Raw genomic sequence first — 19,721 nt, 5'->3', positions numbered from 1 at the left:
CCGCAACTGGGAGGCCCCGGGGTCGAGCACCCGGGGTGCCTCAGGGGCAAGGCCCGAGGCACCCCGAGCCATGTCCTCAGCCGCCTCCGAGGGCGAACTGCTCGCGCAGCAGTGCTTCGTGGAGCCGCAGGGTACGGCCGTCCGGCAGGGTCTCCAGGACCTGCACGCCGTCGTAGTTGAGGAGTTGCCGCAGGACGGCGGCGAAACCGTCGCCCCGGGTGACGGGCATGCCGGCGCGCTGGGCGAGCGCGGTCACGGGGAGGGTGCCGCCCGCGTCGAGCAAGGCGGCGAGCGCCTTGTGGACCTGCTCCTGTTGCGGCTTGCGAGCCAGACCGCCGAGCTGTCCCTGGTACGTCTCCGAGTCGAGCAGCGCCTTCACCAGCGCCTCCGTCCGGGAGACGAGGGTCGGGGTGAGCAGGGAGTCGTCTCCCCCGGTGGTCAGCTCCACGTCGAAGAGGGCCTCGTGTGTTCGCGCGAGATCCGCATGCTTCTTCTGGGACTTCCCCGTCGGCTTCTTCGGCACAGCGAGAGCCGCCCCGACGAGCAGCTGCGTGGTGGCCTCACTCGGCAGCGGTGCCCTCCCCACCTCCTCCGGAGCCCACCACAGGGGCCGCTGGTCTCCCAACTCCCGCCACTCCTTCGGCGGTTCCGCCCCGAACGGCAGGAAGGCGAGCACGGGGATGGTGACCTCGGCGAGCGAGGCCCCGCCGTGGTAGCCGGCCTTGAGGGCGGTGTAGCGGGAGTCGGCGTCCCACAGCGCCACGATGGACGCGCCGGGCTCGGGCCACACCACGCGCGGTCCGCTGAGGGCGATCTCCCGGTCGGCGAGGGGACCGCCGACGGGCAGGCGATGTCGGGCGGACGCGGGCTCGACAGCGGTGTCGACCTTCTTTCCGTGCCGGTCGACGACGTGGCCGTGGTCGCTGGTGAGAACGACGGCCATGCCCTGGGCCGCCGCCACCCGCAGCAGGTCCCGCAGGCCGGGCACGTCGTCGACCCGCCAGGCCCCGTCACCGAGCTTCTGTTCCTTGGCGAGACGGTCGTCGATGGCGTTGAGGACGACGGCGACATGCGTCCGACCGTCGGTGAGCGCCTCCGTGAGCGCCGGGCCGAAGGTGTCGCCCGCGGTCTCGCCGCGCAGGTCGTCCTTGTGGAAGACGCCGGCCGGGGCGCCGCCCCACAGCTTCAGCGTGGGGAAGAGCCGCTTCTCGTCGGCCTGGGTGCCCTTCATCAGCGTGCCCGCGAACAGTGAGGTGCGGGACACGGCCGTCAGGGTGGGAAGTGCGGCGGCCATCGCCCGACGCTGTGGAGCGCCCTCGGGCAGCGGATCGAACTCGGCCCAGGAGCGGCGCAGTTCCTCACCGAGTTCGTTCGCTATGGCCGCACTCATGCCGTCGAGCACGAGCAGCAGCAACCGCCGTTCCTCCCCGCGCCGGACGACCGGTCCGACCACCCGGTCGAGGAAGGTCTCGACGGTGAGCATGCTGCCCGGCTGGGTGCCGGCCTGCGTCCAGGCGGCCAAGGAGCGCGCGAAGAACGCGTCGATCTGCCGCCGCCGGTCCCGGACGCGTGCGGCGAGGGTGTCGTAGGCGGCCTTGAGGACGGGGTCCGGGTCGCCGCCGGCCTCGATGTGCTCCAGAGCGAGGTCGGCCCAGCCGGCATCGGCGACGTGCCGCTGTAGGGCGTCGGCCACCGTAGGGCTCTCGGCAGGCGTGTCGGTCAGCAGCCAGCGGGCGAGGCGCTGTCCCATGCGGGCGCGTTCGACGCGGGCGGACTCCTCCGGCTCGGCGGCGAGCCGGTGGTCCGCCAGGCGCCGGACGGCGTCCGCCACCACGGCCCTGTCACCGGCTGCGAGCGCCCGTCCGACGGCCGTGAACCGGGCCTCGAGTCCGCCACGCAGGACGGGGCTCGCCCCGACGGCTGGCTCCGCACCGAACTGGCGCGCCAGCGCGGCCGCCCGGTCGAGCACGGTGCCGGACGTCCGGCGTGCCTCGCGGGCCTGGTCCGCGTCGCCGCCACCGGTCCGGTGTCCGGCTGCCAGCAGCGTGGTCACGTACTCCTCGGCAGCCCGGCCGAAGACGGTCACCAGGGCGTCGAGTTGTTCGCCGACCGCCGGGGGCTGGTCGCCGAAGTAGCGTTCGGCGCGGCCCCGGGCCTGGTACGTCTCGGGGGCGGGCTCGGCGTGCTGCCACAGTGCCGCGCAGACGAGTCCGAAGGCTGCGGCGTCCGCGCCCCGCTCGGCGTCCGCGAGGGCGAGCAGGGCGCGTCCGGCGAGGCCGGCCTGGTCCTCCTCGCCGAGGAAGGCGGTCAGCCCGGCGCGCTCCGGGCCGCGCAGCCCGAGGAGTCGCTCCGGAGCACCGGGGCGGGTCGACCAGTGCAGCAGGGTCTGGGCGTCGAGCCGGTCGTCACCGGGGCGCCGTGCGCCGCCCTCGGTGTCGTAGCGGCCGAGGCGCAGGCGGCGCTGGGTGAGCGCGGTGAGGGCGTACTGGCGGGACAGCCAACCGCCGGGCACGGGTGGCCAGCCGCCGGGCGGCGTGGCGTCGAGCAGGGCTTCGGCTGCCCAGTTGACGTCCTTGAGGCGCGGGTCGATCTGCCGGGCGCCGAACGCCTCCCGGACGACGTCCCAGCTGTCGACGGTGTCGATGCGCAGTTTGTGGACGCGGGCGAGGATCGCCGGGTCGAGTTCGTGCTGCTCCCGGTCGGTGAGGACGACCAGCACGGCGGGGCCGGTCCGGCGGCCCGCGAGGTGGTCGAGGACGAGTTCGTGGACGGCGAGCGGCGAGGGCGCCACCGCGACACCGGCCGTCCGCCCCTCGGCCCAGGCAGGTTCTGCGGGACCGTCCCACTGGGGCGCGGACCTCAGCAGCACGACCCGGCGCCTGCCCCCGCCGTCTCGTGTCAGGGAGGCGGCGAGGGACGACTGCGAGGACAGGTACTGGGTGACGGTCGCGGTGTTCAGGCGGACGGCGCCCGGAGCGACGGTGGCGGTGTCCGTCATTCGACGACCTTCCAGGTGATCTCGATGGTCGCGTCGGGGTGGCGGGCGACCAGTTCGGACAGCTCCGCCTGAAGGTCGGCGGCGGCCCGGGCCACGGTCGTACGGCGGCCACCGGACGTGCGCGCGGTGCCGCTGCCGGAGGAGGCCGGTGTGGGGTTCTCCTGCGGGGCGTACGGGATGCGCGGGTCGCTGGTCGGCGTGTCCAGGGACAGGTCGCCCGCCGTGGGCTGAGGCTGGACGACGGGTGCGGGCGGCTGGGCCGCGGCCTGGCTGCGCTTCACGAGGGCGACGACCTCGCGCTGCGTACGGGCCAGGGCGTCACGCAGGTCCGCGGTGCGCTGGTCGTCTCGGGCGACGTTGCGCAGCGAGTCGAGCAGGGCCGCGCCCTCGGGGCCGAGTCCCTTCGCGAGTTCGAGGGTGCTCCAGGGCGCTGAGGCGACGGCCTCCGCGACACCGCGGGCCTGCTTGATGGAGGTGCCGTACCGGTCGGCGCTGGTCTCGCCCAGGTCGAAGGCGGCGAGGGCCTCCACGGTCTTCTTCGCCCCGGCCGCGCCCTTGCCGGCCTCCGCCGTGAGGGCGTCCAGGAGTTCCAGGGAGCGCCGGGCGAGCGGGAGCCGCCCGGTGTCGGCGGTCTGGTCGAGGCCGAGGAAGGCGGCGTGGGCCTCCAGCTGGTGCACCAGGTCGGCCGTGTGGTCCCGGTGGGCGCGGGCGGCCTCGATGATCTGGCGGGCGAACTGGTTGACCATCCGGCCGCGCCGCAGGGCGGGAGCCTTCTGCCCGAAGACCGTCTCGAAGCGCTGCCGGGCCGTGTCCCAGTCCGACTCGGCGGGCAGCGGCTGGCTGCGCAGCGCGTCATGGTCCTTGATCGCGGACAGCTCGGGCGCGGGGTCGAGGACGGTGCCGACGCGCACCCACACCCGGTCGTCCATCTCGGCGAAGGCGGCGACGACGAGCCGGGCGAGGAAGTCGGGCAGGCCGCGCGGGTCGGGCTTGTCGGTCCAGTCGGTGAGCGTGATCAGGGACAGGTCCCCGGTGACGCCCTGGGAGCTGGCGAGCTGCCGGAAGTGGTCGGCCCAGTAGCGGGACAGCTCGAAGTACGCCTCCTTCTGCTGCCCGAGCCGCAGCGGCCCGGCGATCCGCTGCATGAGCCTGCGGTCGGCGGCCGGGACCTCCACCCGCCCGTCGCGCGCCTCGGCGGCGGCGCGGACGTGGGCGAACACCTTCTTGGTGTCGGCCGGCTTCACGGCGGTGCCGGTGGCGTCGGGATCGAGGTCGGGATGGGCCGGGTACTGGTGGGCGAGCAGCCTGCCCGCGACGTGCCGGATGCCGTCGTGCAGGCTCTGCCCGAAGGACAGGGTGAGACCGTCGACGTCGGGCAGCGCGACGAGGTGGTCGTCGAAGTCGGGGACGACGTCGGCGGCCTGCTTCTGGGCGAGTCCGTACGCCTGCTTGAAGGCGCCCTTGACCTGCTTGAGCAGTGCCTCGCGCTGGGTCTCCAGGAGACCCTTGGCGCGGCTGCGGTTGTCGGCGTTGAGGTGGCCGGCGTACTGGGTGTCGAAGCGGTGCTCGTCGGCGAGGGCCTTGTCGATGACGACGAGGCGCCGGAAGTCGGCGAAGCGCTGCGCCGACAGATGGGCCGGCAGCCAGGCGACGACACGGGACCGCTCGCCCTGCTGCCGCTCACGCAGCCGCCGGATGCGGTTGACGTCCTCGACCGGGCCCCACTCGCCCTCGTCGAAGGGGAGGTCTATGGCGATGCGCCAGCGGCCCTCCTCCTGCGGCATCAGGTCGTGGTCGGGCAGTTCGTCCTCGTCGGCGACGTTCCCGAAGACGATCTCGGCCGTGCGGGCGGTGCCGCGCCAGGTGAAGCTGAGCTGGTCGCTCAACTGGCCGTGTTCGACGCTCAGTTCCTCGGACAGCAGGCGGCGGGCGAGCGCGACCCGGTTGCCGGGGTTGTCGTTGACCTGGGCGTTGGCGATGACGGAGTCCACGTCGACGCCCGACAGCTCCAGCCGTACGCCGGGGTTGGCGTCGGTGCCGGTCTCCTTGATCTCGGGGAACCTGGCCGCCCATTCGGCGACCTTGTTCTTGATGATGCCGACCTCGGCACCCGGGATGGGCGCGAGGACCGACCCGTAGTTGAGCGCGCCGAGCCGCCGGATGGTCAGCTCGGACAGCGCGGGCACGCTGGGCGCGAGTGCGGACAGCAGCAGCGTGCAGACGAGCCGGTTGTCGCCGACGAACATCCGGCAGCCGCCCAGCCGCTTCGGGTCGGTGAGGGACTCGGGCCGGTTGCGGTACTGCTCGACGTCGTCCTCGGTGATGTCGTACGAGCTGAGCAGGTAGGGGCGCAGCTTGGTCTTGTAGAGCTTGTCGGCGGCCTCGAAGACGACCTTCAGGCTGTCGGTGAACGGCTTGTCGCCGCCCTCCGCGATCACCGGGTAGAGGTCGCCGACGGGGACGAGCTGTCCGAGGCGGATCTCGTCGCGGTGGTCGGCGAGAAGCTGCCCCATCAGCTTCAGACCGGTGCGGGAGCGCTGCAGCGCGGACGAGATGTGGACGAGGGTGTCCATGAACGCCGGCGAGAAGGGGTACGTCAGCCGGAACGACTCCGCGTCCGCGCCGGTGGTGCCCTTCTCCGAGCCGAGCAGGGTGTCCCAGACCTGCGGGCCGACCCGCTTGGTCTGCTCGAAGGCCGCGTCGACCTGCTGGGCCGCCTCGTCGTTCTTGGGCTTGAGGAGACGCGCGTGGGCGATCTGCGGGAGGTTGCGGTCCTCCAGGGTGATCTTGTCGAACCGGCCGGAGGCCAGGTTCAGGGTGTCCTGGATGGACGACTCGGCCGCACCCGACACCTCCTCGCCGACCAGCTCGCGCAGGTCGCGCTGGCGGGCGATGAACGACACGACGGGGATGGCGCGGCGGGCGTCGCCGCCCTCCACGAAGTTCGTGATCTTGCTGGCTTCGCGGGCGACGAACTTCTGGTCGTGGATGAGGGTGGCGAGCCACAGGATCAGCTCGTCCATGAACAGGATCAGCCCGTCGTAGCCGAGCGACTTGGCGTGCTCGGCGATGACGGACAGACCGGCATCCAGGGAGATGAAGCCGTGCTCGTCCTCGGCGGCGTTCCTGGTGAAGCCGGGGAGGAGGGTGGTGCCGGCGTCGTTGACGAGCTTGGCCCGCAGCTCGGCCGGTGCGGAGGGGTTGGTGAGGTTGAGCGCGGTGCCCGCCTCGTGGTTCTCCTCGGCGGCGAGCGCGGTGTCGAGAAGCTGCGGGGTCCAGGCGAAGCCCTCGCCCCACTCGTCCTCGTCATCGTCGTCCACGCCGGTGCCGAGACCCCGGATGACGGCCTCGTCGCCCATGTTGGCGCGCATGGCGCGGATGTCCGCGAAGAGGGAGTCGGTCCGGTAGACCTGCGGGGTCGGGGCCTCCGGGTGCAGCTTCTTGACGTGGTGCACGTACCCGCCGAGGACGCGCTGTTCCAGGGCCTTCGCGCCGAGCATGTGGTACGGCACGAGCAGGAACCTCTTGCCGTCCGTGCTCAGCCACTCGTGCTTGGTCAGCACCGGGTCGAACTCGGTGCGGGAACGGGCGGCCGGGTCACCGCTGAGCAGTGCGTACAGCACGGCCATGAAGTGCGACTTACCGGAACCGAACGAGCCGTGCAGATACGCCGCCTTGGAACGGTGCCCGTCCAGCGCGGACTTGATGAGGGCCAGCGCCTCGTCGAAGTTCTCCAGCAGCCGCTCGGTGACGACGTAGTCCTTGAGCGCGTGCCGGGCGCCCTCGGGTGTCGTCGCCTCGGCAAGGGACAGCACGAAGTCCGAGGTGGAGATGGACTCCTTGATGTCGATGACATCGCGGAGGAGGGGCGGCTGCTGGGCCATTACCGGTCACGCTCTCCATCTGGCGGCTTCCGCCGCCGCTTGTACTCGATCGTGCGGGATGTCTGTCGCTGGCTGGCTGCCCGATCAGGCTCTCGGTATGGTCAACGGTATGGCAACCAAGAAGTACACCGTGACGCTTCCCGAGGAGCTCGCCGAGGCCATCCGGGCCGAGGTCGGCCCCGGCGGGTTCAGCCGCTATGTCACGCACGCCATAGAGCGCCAGCGAGAGCGGGAGCGACTGCACGAGGCGGTGCAGTGGTGGGAGTCCGAGTACGGGGAGATCACCGAGGCGGAACTGGCCGAGGTCGAGGCCGAGCATCGCGACCTGGAGCGGCAGCACGCCGAGCGGACCGGTGCCCGCGAGGTACGTGAGCAGCCGCACAAGCACAAGCGAGATGCCGCATGACCGGAAACCGGGTCTACGTACTCGACAGCGAAGGACTTTCGCGGTGGGTGCGCGGGGAGCGTCGCATGGGCGCCTACCTGAGGCACGCCGACGATGCCGGCATCCCGGTCGTCACCACCTCGATGACGCTCATCGAGGCTTACGACCCCACCCGCTCGCACCCCAAGTGGCACTGGGCTCTCTCCAAGATCCGTGTCGATCCGGTGACGGAGGAGATCGCCAAAGAGGCCACCAGCCTCCTCAAGGAGACCGGTCTGCACGGCCACAAGTACGCCATCGACGCGGCCCTCGCCGCCGTCGCCCTGCGGCAGCCCGGCCCGGTCACCGTGTTCACCTCGGACGAGGACGACATGCGCAAGCTGTGCGCCGACCGCGTCGTCGTCGTGAAGCTCTGAGCCGAGCACGGCCGCTCCCCCACCGCAGACCATCACCCTCACCCGCCGAAGCCCTCCGTCCCCTCGCCGAGGTGGACACCCGCCTTCACCACGCCCTCCACCGTACCCCCATGCCCCATATGCCCTACACGCCTTTCACCGACCGCCGGCCACGGGCGGAGGGGGCACTCCACCCCTGTCGACCTGCTCGAGCCCCCACGGGAACGTTGGTCGCGGACGCACGGCGGCAGGTCACGGGGCCGACCGTCGCGAGCGGCTGCACGGGGCTCCGGCCACGGGCCCGAGCACTGCCATCGGAAAGGGCGGCAAGGCGGTCTCCGGCATCGACTACAGCTGAACGGCCTTCTCCGGAAGCCGTTCCGTTGAAGACGGTAACCGCGAGGCTGCCGGAGCATACTCCTGGTGCACGCCATCTCCTGGAGGTACGCCGTCACCCGGGGATGCCGACGGCGAAGACCGCCCCGACCAGGAGGGTGAGGACGACCAGGCCGAGGACGAGCCTCGGCATCCGGCCGAGAGGTGTCCGCCGGCCCGACGACCGTACGGGAGGGATGACCGTCATGTCCCGATCGTAGGCCGCGAGAACCTCCGGACGCCGGGCCTCCGCGCAGCCACCGCTGGGCCGTGGTCACCGGCCTCGCAGGCGACGATCCCGGGGCCCAGGTGACCGAATCCGGCGACGCGCGCGCCACCCGTGGGGCCAAGGCACGGACGGGGATCCAGCGACGGGGACGTGCACATGGTCGCGGCCCACTGCGGGTGGAGAACAGCGGCAACGCCGTCGCGCACGGCAGCGAGGCCGATACCAGCATCATCGAGAGCAACAGCTGATCCCTGAGTGCGTCACGACCGTGAGCGGCTGCTCCGGTCCCCGTCCTCGCCGCCCTCCGCGAGCTTCCGTTACAGCAGATCGTGGCGGAACTGGTAGACAGGGCCGACCTGGCGCAGCACCCCCCGCTCGTGCGCGTCGGCCAGCAGGACCCACGCCCGCCAGGGCAGTCGGCCGGTCAGCGGTAGCCATGAGCGGGCCAAGGTGCAGCCACCGGGACCCGCGGCGTGCTCGGTGGCGAACGGCTCACACGGGGTTCTCCTCGCCCACCGCCTCGACCGCCGACACGTCTCGCACCGCCTGCACGACTGGGGCCACCCATGCGCGACCCCGGTCAACGCGACGCTCACCCTCGCCCGGGCACCGGGGCGCAGTTGCCGGCTCGTGACCGTGAAGGGTCGCTGTCCGAGGTCCGCATCGCTTCGGGCGGTCTCCCAGGCGGAGAGGTAGTCACCGGTCCGGTGCAGGGCGACCGACAGTCGCGTCGCCACGGCCAGGGCGTCGTCCGGAGCCGAAGACGTGCAGCGCGCCGACCGCACCGGGTGCCAGCGACACATCTCTGCAGCAAAGGCTTTGGCGTTGCAGCACGCCACACGCCGATGCGATGATCGCACGCATGTCTGATCACGGGGGTGGCTTCGGAGCGGCGGGCGGTCTACGCCGATCCAGGATCTTCGACTACGTGGAAGGGGCCGAGCCGGCCAAGCCGAACGGTCCCGCTTCCGAACGCCCGTCGGCCCCGCCCGAAGAGCGGACCCCGTCCCCGAAAGGCGGCGACACCCTCTCCCCTGCGGCGGATGACGCCGCACTCGCCCACCGCCGACGCGAAGCCGCCGCCCTGCTCGGCGAGTTCCGGCGTACGGCGGTGCTCGTGCCCCTGTCGGATGACGGCGACCCGCTCACCGGGGAGTTCGGCGGTATCCGCTGGATCTACGCCTTCTCGGACGAGCCCTCCCTGGCCCGATTCGCCTTCGCAAGGGGCGAAGGAACACGGGCGTGGGAGTACGACCGTGTGCTGGGCGCCCGACTGCTGGACGTGGCGATCCCGGCGATGCCGGTGCCGTACGGGGTGGCGCTGGACGTCGGCAGCGAGGGTCAGGGGGCACTGTTCCCGCCGGTCATGGGGATCGTGCCGGACGCGGCGGCGCTGGACGCAGGCGCAGCCACAGACGCAGACACAGACACAGACACAGACACGAACCACTTGAACAGGATCGCCCCGAACGGGAAGTTGACTCGATGAACGACGGCGGCGGTGGCGGGGGCGACGGCGGTGAGGGCAAGGACCTTCAGGTGGAAGGCCTGGCCCTGATCACCGAGGGCATCAACCTGGCCATGTCGGAGCTCCGTGAACTCGGCATGGTCGGCGAGGCGAGTGTGGGCCGCGGCTTCTCGGACCTGGCCCTGTCCGGTCTGGAGTTGGGGCACGGCGGACTGACGTCGGCGCTCGACACCTTCTGCGAGCGCTGGGAGTGGGGAGTCCGTGCGCTGATCCTGGAGGGCAGCAACTTCGCGGACGCGGTGGGTCTGGCTGCGGGGACGTTCCACGAGACCGAGCAGTACATCGACGGCACCTTCAAGATCGCGGCGAACTCCGTGATGGGCAACCCGCACCTCACCGAGGACCAGGTCACCCGGATGTCCTGGGGCGAGATCGGCGACAACCACATGTTCGCCACCTCCGACTGGAGCGCGGAGTCCTGGGAGCGGGCCCAGGAGAACACCGACCAGGCCTGGAACGACGCACAGCGTGACGTGCTGACGTCCCCCGTCCTCCAGAACGGGCCGGTCGACCCGCAGGAGTCGATGGGCATGACCGACCAGCAGTACGAGGCGTGGCTGGACCAGCAGTACGGCCCCTCGCGCGAGGAACGCGAGCAGGCGGCCCAGGCCGAGGGACAGCAGCAGAGCGGCGGCGGCAGCTGATGGGCGGCTGGATCCCGGACGGCGTGGAAGACAAGCTCAAGGGCGCCGCCAACACGGTCGTCGGCAAGGCCGAAGAGGTGTACGACGACGGCAAGAAGCTCCTCGGCGAAGGCATCGACGCGGGCACCGACTACGCCGGTGAGCGTCTGGAGGACATGGGCCTCCGGGGCGTCGCGGACAAGGTGGAGGACTGGGGCGACGGCGCCGCGTCCGCCCTGGGCGCCACCCCCGGCGAGCAGCAACTCGGGGAGACCGAGCAGGCCAACGAACTGGTCCACGGCAATGTCGGCCGTATCCAGGAGAGCGCCAAGCACCTCAAGGACTTCCACACGGCCTTCGACAAGGTCGGCGACGGCATGCGCAAGCTGGACTCCTCCCACTGGAAGGGCCAGGCCGCCGACACCTTCCGCGAGAAGTTCGCCATGCAGCCCAAGAAGTGGATGCGTGCGGCGGACGCCTGCGACCAGGCCGCCAAGGCGCTCGACTCGTACGCGGACACGGTCAAGTGGGCCCAGGGCCAGGCCCAGGACGCCATCGACGCCTACAAGGCGGGCATGAAAGCGTCCCAGGCGGCCGTGGAGGCGTACAACACCAAGGTCGACGCCTACAACGCCAAGGTGAAGGCCGGTGAGGACCCCGGCCCCAAACCGGCCGAGTTCAGCGACCCCGGCAAAGCGGACATCACCCGCGCCCACGAACTCCTCAAGGAGGCCCGCCGCCAGCGCAACGAGGCAGCCCGCACCGCCACCACCTCGGTCAAGGCCGCCCTGGAGCACGCCCCCGCCGAACTACCGCCCGCCCTCAAACTCGCCGCCAACTTCGCCGACCAGGGTGCGTCATCGGCCGTGGAACTCACCCATGTCGTCGGAGGCGTCGTCAAGGGCGGCGCGGGCATCATCACCTTCGGCCGCAGCATGAACGCCCTCGACCCGTACAACATCGCCCACCCCGCCGAGTACTACCAGAACGTCAACATGACGCTCGCGGGGCTCACGTCGACGGTCGCCCACCCCGACCGGGCCCTCAAGGACGCCTGGCAGTCCGCCAAGAAGGACCCGTCCGAATTCGGGGGCCGCGTCGTCCTCGACCTGCTCGGCACCAAGGGCGCGGGGGCCGCGCGCGGGGCGGCGACAGGCGGCATCAAAGGCGCGCTCAAACACGGCCTTGAGGACGCGGCCGAGGCGGGCAGGAAACCGGACTTGCCGGCGCGAGAGAGGGTCAGCGACGCTCCCGGCCGGGACTCGCGTCAGCCCGAAGCGGTGGAGTCGCGGGGCTCCGACCCGATCGACTTCGCCACCGGCCGGATGTACCTCCCCCAAACAGACGTGACGCTGCCCGGTGCCCTGCCCCTGGTGTTCAGACGCCGCGTCGAGTCGGGCTACCACCTGGGCAAGTGGTTCGGCCCGTCCTGGTCCTCCACCGTCGACCAACGCCTGGAGATCGACTCCGAGGGCGTCATCTTCGTCACCGAGGACGGCCTGCTCCCGCCTATCCCCACCCGCGCCGGGCGCCCCGACCCTCCCGAGCCACGGCCCCGCTGGCCCCTGGCCCGCGAGGACGGCGGCTACACGGTCACCGACCCCGGTACGCGCCGCACCTGGCACTTCACCGACCGCCGGGACGATCTGGCCGTCCTCGAACAGATCGACGACCGCAACGGCAACTGGCTCACCTTCGAGTACGACACCGAAGGCACCCCGCTCGGCATCGTCTCCAGCGCCGGATACGACGTACGCGTGACCACGGAGGCCGGCCGGGTCACGGCCCTCCACCTGGCCACGACCAACCAGGAACTGAAGCGCTACGGCTACACGGACGGCAACCTCACCGAGGTCGTCAACTCCTCCGGCCTCCCCCTCCGCTTCACCTACGACGAGGCCGGCCGCGTCACCTCCTGGACCGACACCAACGGCTGCGCCTACTCGTACGAGTACGACGACCAGGACCGCTGTGTCGCCGAGGGCGGCACGGACGGCCACATGACCCTGCGCGTCTCGTACGACGACACGGACCCCGACACGGGCCTGCGCGTGACGACCACCACGACCGGCGAGGGCCACACCCGCCGCTTCCTCATCAACGAGGCGTGGCAGGTGGTCGCCGACATCGACCCCTTGGGCGCGGTCACCAGCTACGAACGGGACCGCTACAACCGCCTGCTGTCCCTGACCGACCCCCTGGGCCACACGACCACGTTCCGCTACGACGAGTCCGGCAACCCCACGGTCGTCACACGCCCGGACGGCCGCGAGGCGAGAGCCGAGTACAACGACCTCGGCCTGCCGACACGGGTGGTCAACCCGGACGGCACGGTGACCCGCCAGACGTACGACGAACGCGGCAACCGCACCTCGGTGACCGCCCCCACAGGCCTCACCACCCGCTTCACCTACGACGACGCGGGCCGCCTGACCGCCGTCACCGACCCCCTCGGCCACACGACGACCGTCCGCTGCGACCCCGCCGGTCTCCCCTTGGAGATCACCGACCCCCTCGGCGCGGTCACCCGCTACGAACGTGACCCCTTCGGCAGACCCGTCACCATCACGGACCCGACAGGTGCGGTGACCCGGCTGGAGTGGACGATCGAGGGCCGCCTCGCCCGCCGCACGGCCGCCGACGGCACCACGGAGTCGTGGACGTACGACGGCGAGGGCAACTGCACCACCCACACCGACCCGATGGGCGGCGTCTCCCGCTTCGAGTACACCCACTTCGACCTGCTCACAGCCCGCACGGGCCCGGACGGGGTACGCCACGAGTTCGCGTACGACCTGGAGCTGCGGCTGACGAAGGTCACCAACCCGCAGGGCCTGACCTGGAGTTACGAGTACGACCCGGCAGGTTCACTGATCGCCGAGACGGACTTCGACGACCGCACGCTCACCTACGAACACGACGCGGCGGGCCGTCTGACGTCCCGCACGAACGCACTCGGCCAGGTGGTGTCCTTCGAGCGCAACGCCCTGGGCCGGCTGCTCCGCAAGAACGCGGCGGGCGACGTCACGACATACGCGTACGACATGACGGACCAGCTCGCCCAGGCGACGGGCCCGGACGGTACGACGCTGACGATCCTGCGCGACCGCTTCGGCCGGGTGCGCTCGGAGAGGGTCGACGGCCGCGAACTGACGCACACGTATGACGATCTGGGCCGCCGAACAGGCCGCACGACACCGACCGGCGTGACGACGACCTGGACGTACGACGCGACCGGCCGCCGCACGGGGATGACAGCCGCGGGCCACACGATCGACTTCACCTACGACGAGGCCGGCCGCGAGCTGACCCGCCGCATCGGTGAGACCGTCACCCTGGCGCACACCTTCGACTCCTTGGGCCGCCTGACCACCCAGTCGGTGACCGGCACGTCGGGCCGCCCGATCCAACACCGCGCGTACACCTACCGCGCCGACGGCAATCTGACCGGCATCGACGACCGACTCTCCGGCTCCCGCCGCTTCGACCTCGACGCGGCAGGCCGCGTGACAGCGGTTCACGCGGCCGACTGGACGGAGAGATACGCCTACGACGAGGCGGGCAACCAGACCTCGGCGTCCTGGCCGTCGAACCACCCCGGGCAGGAGGCCACCGGCCTCCGCGCCTACACGGGCACCCGCATCACCCGCGCGGGAGGCGTCCGCTACGAACACGACGCGTTGGGCCGCATCACCCTCCGCCAGAAGACCCGCCTGTCCCGCAAACCGGACACCTGGCGGTACGAGTGGGATGCCGAGGACCGCCTGACGTCCGTGACGACCCCGGACGGCACGCGCTGGCGGTACACCTATGACCCGCTGGGCCGCCGTACGGCCAAACTCCGCATGGCGGACGACGGCGAAACGGTGGTCGAGCACGTCGTCTTCACCTGGGACGGCACCACCCTCTGCGAACAGACCACCACATCTCCGGCCCTGCCCAACCCGGTCACCCTCACCTGGGACCACCAGGGCCTGCGCCCCATCACCCAGACCGAACGAATAACGGCGGCAGACGCTCCCCAAGAGGAGATCGACTCCCGCTTCTTCGCCATCGTCACGGATTTGGTGGGCACGCCAAGCGAACTCGTCGACGAGGAGGGCGAGATCGCGTGGCGGACCCGCAGCACGCTGTGGGGCACAACGGCCTGGGCTGCCGACAGCACCGCCTACACCCCTCTCCGCTTCCCCGGCCAGTACTACGACCCCGAAACCGGCCTCCACTACAACTACTTCCGCCACTACGACCCCGAGACGGCCCGCTACCTCTCCGCTGACCCCCTTGGCTTGGCGCCTGCACCAAATCCGGCCTCATACGTATCCAACCCGACAGTATGGGTCGATCCCCATGGCTTGTCGCCCTGCCCTCCAGAACAGGATCGGCGGGCGCAACCAAGCCATGGCCTCGGAGAAGGAACAGAATGGGCGAAGAGCGTAACGCAGCAAGGGAGGACAGATAACTCAAAAGTGATATCCGGGCATGGGTACTATGAATTCGGCGCCGGGGACACGACGGTACCACCTGGCACTTGGCTGAAGTTTTACGTGGAAGACGGAAAGCGCCTGAATGACAACTTTGCGCATCAAATTGAAACAGGAGCCAATCATTCACCATTCGAAACATTCGGCCCCGGCAAATCTCTCCCAAACTATACTGTCGACGTTCCCAAAGATCTCACGATCAGCAGTAAATCGATCACTGTGAATGCTCCCACGCGACTTGGCGACATCATCACCGATAGAATGGGAGCCGTCCACGTTCTGATCTGCCGCGAGCACATAAAGCCTTGGTGAATATATGGCATACTATCCCGACCTCAGCCCGTATACATACAACACGACCGACCAGGAAATGCTAAATGTCGGATGGCTTTCCCGAGAGCATCCATATGTCACTGGAGTTGCACCGGATGGCTTGATTGCAGCGCTTGTCCAACTTGCCGCCATGAAGGTCAACGTGCAACGCGGTATGCATTTCTGCGATCTATGTCCAGACTTCAGAACAGCTAGAGAGCACACGTCTCGTGGAAATTTGTTCATCGGCAGCGGCGAGATCCATGTCACAAGTACCCGAGGGACCGTGTACGCATCTCCAGCTATGATCGTCCACTATGTAGAAGACCACTCATACCTGCCACCCGAAGATTTTTGCACCACAGTTCTCAATACGTGGAAATAAATCCAGCAAAGAGATGCACGCTCCTTGAGCTTGAGTTTTCGGGGGAAATCGTCGAGAACCCAAGATATACGAGATGAGTGAAGGAATTTCCCTCCGCATTCAAAACAATGACCGGGAGGAGCAGTGAGGACCTCGACTCCGGTGAGATCATCGTCCAGGGAACACCGCTCACCGACCCCGAGGACGTCGCCCAGCTTCAGCACCTCGGCCCTGGAGATGCCGCAGTGGTCGTGCCGCGTGAACTCCTCGTCCATCACGGGCCCAAGGAGGTCACCCGCGTGCCCAAGCTGATCGGCCTGGAGGAGTTCAGGCGGCTCTTCGAGACTTTCGAGCACTCGGCCTGGCATCTGGAGACACGGCGGGGCTACGCGTCGGACCGGGAGGACCCCGGGTACGCGGAGTTCCTTGCGACCGGCACGGCTCCGTGCGACCTCGACAGCGAGTGGTGCATGAACATCCACCGTCAGACGGCCGACGGCAAGTACGTGGGGCGGGTGCGCGTGGTCGACGACCCGCCGACCGAGGGACAGTTGTTCCTGCTGGACTGTGCGAGGTGCAACGCGGCCACGGGCGAGGACGTGCGAAACCTGTGGCGCGAGGACGCCGACCGGCTCCGGCTGCCCGCCGAGGACTTCTGGATCTTCGACAGTCGGTTGGTGGCCGTGTTGCGCTTCGACGACGAGGACGCCTTCCACGACGTCGAGGTCATCACGGAACCCGCCGAGGTCCTGCGGTACTGCCAGGTCCGCGACGCCGCCGTGCACGGGTCCGCGTCGTACGACGAGTTCGCCGCGCGACTCGGTGCCGACCACTAGCGAGCGGAACCAGTGAGCACAGACTTCCAGCAGGCAAGGGAGGCCCTCGGGCTGCGGCTGAGGGAACTCCGGCTGTCAGCCCCTGGAGGTCGGCTCACCGGCACGCAACTCGCTCGGCGACTCGGCTGGCCACACTCCAAGATCTACAAGCTGGAGAACGGCCGGCAGACCGCCACCGGCGAAGACCTGCGCGCCTGGGCCCAAGGTGTCGGCCGGCCGGACGTCTTCGACGAACTGGACGCCCGGCTCAAGGGCTTCGAGTCCCACATCCGCTCCTGGCGCCGGCAACTGGCCGTCGGCACCGGCCCGTGCAGGACAGGTGGAACCATGAGGTCGAGCGTTCCCAGGTCATCCACGCCTGGGAGGAGGCCGTCGTTCCCGGCATGCTGCAGGCAGCCGACTACGCGCGGCACATCTTCCTGCGGTACGCGGATCTTCAGGGTTCGGTCCGCGACACGGACGCTGCGGTCCGAGCACGCATGCGACGCCAGGACTGGCTGTACGAAACGGGCCGGACGTTCCACGCCCTGGTCTGGGAGGCCGCCCTGCACGCCCTGATAGGTCCTCCGTCCGTCCTCGCCGGCCAACTCGACCGCCTCGCGGGCGTCATCGGCATGGACACAGTGGAACTGGGGATCATTCCGCTCCGCGCCTCGCTCAAGATCCCGACGGCCAACGGCTTCTGGATCCTCGACGACAGGCTCGTCATCGCCGAGGACTGGCATGCGGAGCTGTGGCTGGACGACGCCGACAGCGTCGCCCTGCACAAGAAGGTCTGGAACACGCTCAGCGAATCGGCGGTGTACGGGGCCGAGGCTCATCACGTCATCAACTCGGCCCGCCGGGCTCTGAATCAGCGTTGACGAACGTCATGGGTGCCCGCGACTCCGAGGCGTAGACCTCACGCGGTTGATCGCCGGGTTGCGGGTCATGGCCCGCCGGGGGTACCTCGTTTCGACGACCTGCCGGAACCGCACAGGCAAGACGTCGAAGCCCGCGCCCACCGCATCGCAGAGGCGTCGGCGTCCGCCGTGTCCGTTACCCCTTCGATGGCCTGTTCCGTCTGGCGAAAGGTCCGTTCGGCTGATTGCATGGCAGTTTCGGTTGGCACATGACGACTTGGGGGGCCAAGGCATGACGACAGACGCAAACGCCGGACCGGATCCGGAAGCCGCCGGACGTGGGCAGCGAGTGCTCGAACTCCTGGACAAGGCGATCAACCTCCAGACCCCGCTGGTGCGCAAGAACATCGCACGGGCCCGCCAGCGGAACCCGGAGTCGACACCGGCTCAGGTGATCCGCAGCCTGGAGCGTATGTATGTCAGCGCTCTGACCGGGACGGGTGCCGCGGTGGGAGGAACCGCGGCGGCGCCCGGCGTCGGCACGGGAGTCGCACTGGCACTTTCGGCGGGCGAGACCCTCTCGTCCCTGGAGCTGAGCGCCCTCTTCGCGCTGTCGGTCGCCGAGGTCCACGGAGTCCCCATCGACGAGGTCGAGCGCCGCCGAACGATCGTGATGGGAGTCATGCTCGGCGGGAGCGGCTCCACCACCATCGGCAAGGTCGCCGGGCGTACGGGGCAGCACTGGGGACGCCAGGTCGTCGCCAAGGTGCCGGTCGAGACGTTGCGCCAGATCAACAAAATCCTGGGGCCGCACTTCATCACGAAGTACGGGACCAAGCAGGGGATCATCGTTCTCAGTCGCGTGGCACCGTTCGGTATCGGTGCCGTGATCGGTGGGGGCGCCAACGCTGCCCTCGCCGCTCTGGCGGTGCGGGCCAGTCGTCGCGCGTTCGGCCCGGCGCCTGAGTCTTGGCCGGGGCTGACACCTAGCACACCGCCGACGCCCGAGGACTCGCAAGTCTGATTCCTCGGTGCACTGAAGGGCGTCGAGCACCCCGCCTACGGCACATGCTCGCGGCTCGATACGCGCTCTGCCGGGCCCGAGGGCCTTACGAACCCGCTCCCTGTTGGCGCCCAGCTCCGGAGTTGGAGCAGGGCGCCGACGGGTGACAGAGCTGCTCGGGGGTTCGCCCGTCGTTCACGCCATGGGTGAAGTCGGCCTATCCGTCCGGCCCCCACACAGAGGCGGGCCCGTTCCGACCGCCGAGGGGCCCTGCGCCTGTCAGAGTGCCGCGAACTCGACGAACGCGGTCCACGTCGTGGGGTCTACGGCCAGGGCGGCGCGGGTTGTGTCCTTTGAGTCGCGGACGTGGACGGTGCCGGGGCGGGCGGCAACCTCGACGCATTCGCCGCCCTCCTCGCTGCTGTAGCTGCTCTTGCGCCACGCCAACTCGTCTATGTGCTGCTGATGTACGTGCGCGTTCATGGCTCTCCCAGCAACTTCTCTACGTACGCCAATGATTCACGAGGAGTCAGGGCCTGCGCCCGGATGATTCCATACTTGACCTCCAGCGCCCGGACCCGCTCCCGCTCCGTCTGCAGGCGGCTCACGTTCTGTACCTCGGCGTACGCGATCCTCCGCCCTTCCTTCGTCTCGATCAAGGTGAAGGGACCAGCCATCCCGGCGTTCTCCTCACGGTCGAGCGGCATCACCTGGATCTCGACGTTCCGCCGCTCCCCCATCAGGAGGATGTGCTCAAGCTGGCCGCGCAGGACTCCTCGTCCTCCGATCGGACGCCTCAGCACGGCCTCATCGATGGCAAAGCTGGCGAGCGGCGCGACACGACTGGACAAGATTTCCTGCCGAGCCAGGCGCGCGGACACTCGCTGTTCGATCAGTTCGTCAGCCATGGGCGGTCGCATCATCATGAAGATCGCCCGCGCGTACTCCTCTGTCTGCAACAGCCCGGGGACCGCCTGGTTCGCGTACACATGAAGCTCAACCGCTTCGGCCTCCAACTTGGCCGCGTCCCGGAAGAACGCCGGATACTGAGCCCGAGCCACCTCCTCCTTGCTGGCGCTCAACACCCCACCCGCGCCCAGCACTTCATCAACCCGGTCGATAAACTACGGCGGCGGGATACGTCTCGCCTGCTCGAACGACGCGATCGTCGAGGCCGAGTACCCGGTCAGCGACCCGAGCGCCGCGCGGTCCATCCCCGCCCGCTCCCGGAACAGCTTCAACTGCCTCCCGAACACGCACAGCATGCCCGTCCCGACCTCGTACTCCGGCTGCTGAACCTCGTCGTCCACGCCGCAGCTCCTCTCGTACAACCACCCGGTCGGCCAACTCGGGGCCCGGGAACCGGTCACGCCCACCACCACGTACAAGCGCACCGCCCGCGTGTACAGCCCGTACCCGTCAGCACATCACTCCTGGTCAAAGCTACGCAGAGTCCGCGACCGTCT

Annotated in this window: 13 protein-coding genes and 2 pseudogenes; 9 read left to right on the top strand and 6 right to left on the bottom strand. The window is 69.5% G+C overall.

Annotated features, from left to right (window positions below; genetic code table 11):
• Positions 1-76: 76 nt before the first annotated feature.
• Positions 77-2,998, bottom strand: a complete 2,922-nt coding sequence (pglZ, locus tag E4N62_RS04715; RefSeq protein WP_230212048.1) for a BREX-2 system phosphatase PglZ — start codon at positions 2,996-2,998, stop codon at positions 77-79.
• Positions 2,995-6,882, bottom strand: coding sequence for a phage resistance protein (locus tag E4N62_RS04710; RefSeq protein WP_230212047.1), 3,888 nt, complete (start codon positions 6,880-6,882; stop codon positions 2,995-2,997). Before E4N62_RS04710 ends, pglZ begins: the two co-directional genes overlap by 4 nt.
• Positions 6,883-6,991: 109 nt before the next feature.
• On the opposite strand from E4N62_RS04710, the gene E4N62_RS04705 reads away from it, so the two are divergent.
• Both E4N62_RS04705 and E4N62_RS04700 read left to right on the top strand, forming a co-directional pair.
• The gene (locus E4N62_RS04705; RefSeq protein ID WP_230212046.1) at positions 6,992-7,288 is read left to right on the top strand and encodes a hypothetical protein; all 297 of its coding nucleotides are present in this window, start codon (positions 6,992-6,994) and stop codon (positions 7,286-7,288) included.
• A complete protein-coding gene (locus E4N62_RS04700; protein WP_230212045.1) occupies positions 7,285-7,683 on the top strand; it encodes a PIN domain-containing protein in 399 nt (132 codons plus the stop codon). The genes E4N62_RS04705 and E4N62_RS04700 overlap by 4 nt, the downstream gene beginning before the upstream one ends.
• Before the next feature lie 430 nt (positions 7,684-8,113).
• Here the strand turns inward: E4N62_RS04700 and E4N62_RS47825 are convergent, their stop codons facing one another.
• Positions 8,114-8,245, bottom strand: coding sequence for a hypothetical protein (locus tag E4N62_RS47825; RefSeq protein ID WP_259408024.1), 132 nt, complete (start codon positions 8,243-8,245; stop codon positions 8,114-8,116).
• A gap of 62 nt (positions 8,246-8,307) precedes the next feature.
• Between E4N62_RS47825 and E4N62_RS04695 the strand changes: the two genes are divergently transcribed.
• On the top strand, positions 8,308-8,514 hold the full coding sequence (locus E4N62_RS04695) for a hypothetical protein (protein ID WP_230212044.1): 207 nt from the start codon (positions 8,308-8,310) through the stop codon (positions 8,512-8,514).
• 69 nt (positions 8,515-8,583) lie between these two features.
• On the opposite strand, the gene E4N62_RS47820 is transcribed toward E4N62_RS04695, so the two are convergent.
• The gene (locus E4N62_RS47820; RefSeq protein ID WP_259408389.1) at positions 8,584-8,715 is read right to left on the bottom strand and encodes a hypothetical protein; all 132 of its coding nucleotides are present in this window, start codon (positions 8,713-8,715) and stop codon (positions 8,584-8,586) included.
• Between the two features lie 413 nt (positions 8,716-9,128).
• Between E4N62_RS47820 and E4N62_RS04690 the strand changes: the two genes are divergently transcribed.
• The 6 genes and pseudogenes from E4N62_RS04690 to E4N62_RS04665 all read left to right on the top strand — a co-directional run bounded on the left by E4N62_RS04690 (position 9,129) and on the right by E4N62_RS04665 (position 18,276).
• Positions 9,129-9,755 carry a hypothetical protein gene (locus E4N62_RS04690; protein ID WP_230212043.1) on the top strand — a complete coding sequence of 209 codons (627 nt, stop codon included), beginning with the start codon at positions 9,129-9,131 and terminating at the stop codon, positions 9,753-9,755.
• On the top strand, positions 9,752-10,438 hold the full coding sequence (locus E4N62_RS04685) for a hypothetical protein (protein ID WP_230212042.1): 687 nt from the start codon (positions 9,752-9,754) through the stop codon (positions 10,436-10,438). The genes E4N62_RS04690 and E4N62_RS04685 overlap by 4 nt, the downstream gene beginning before the upstream one ends.
• The gene (locus E4N62_RS04680) at positions 10,438-15,210 is read left to right on the top strand and encodes a putative T7SS-secreted protein (protein WP_374116927.1); all 4,773 of its coding nucleotides are present in this window, start codon (positions 10,438-10,440) and stop codon (positions 15,208-15,210) included. The genes E4N62_RS04685 and E4N62_RS04680 overlap by 1 nt, the downstream gene beginning before the upstream one ends.
• A gap of 492 nt (positions 15,211-15,702) precedes the next feature.
• Positions 15,703-16,410 carry a DUF6879 family protein gene (locus tag E4N62_RS04675; RefSeq protein ID WP_230212040.1) on the top strand — a complete coding sequence of 236 codons (708 nt, stop codon included), beginning with the start codon at positions 15,703-15,705 and terminating at the stop codon, positions 16,408-16,410.
• Between the two features lie 12 nt (positions 16,411-16,422).
• Positions 16,423-17,273 (top strand): annotated as a pseudogene (locus E4N62_RS04670) (helix-turn-helix domain-containing protein).
• Positions 17,274-17,544: 271 nt separating this feature from the next.
• The gene (locus E4N62_RS04665) at positions 17,545-18,276 is read left to right on the top strand and encodes a hypothetical protein (protein ID WP_230212039.1); all 732 of its coding nucleotides are present in this window, start codon (positions 17,545-17,547) and stop codon (positions 18,274-18,276) included.
• A gap of 258 nt (positions 18,277-18,534) precedes the next feature.
• Here the strand turns inward: E4N62_RS04665 and E4N62_RS04660 are convergent, their stop codons facing one another.
• Positions 18,535-18,738 (bottom strand): DUF397 domain-containing protein, encoded by a 204-nt coding sequence (locus E4N62_RS04660; RefSeq protein ID WP_230212038.1) that lies wholly within the window; start codon positions 18,736-18,738, stop codon positions 18,535-18,537.
• Positions 18,735-19,565: pseudogene (locus E4N62_RS04655) on the bottom strand (helix-turn-helix domain-containing protein). Before E4N62_RS04655 ends, E4N62_RS04660 begins: the two are co-directional and overlap by 4 nt.
• Between the last annotated feature and the right edge of the window lie 156 nt (positions 19,566-19,721).

The sequence above is a fragment of the Streptomyces sp. MNU76 genome (assembly GCF_020982545.1).
In the GTDB taxonomy this organism is placed as follows: domain Bacteria; phylum Actinomycetota; class Actinomycetes; order Streptomycetales; family Streptomycetaceae; genus Streptomyces.
Note: the sequence above shows the minus strand (reverse complement) of the source record. Positions and strands in the feature narration are given on the sequence as shown.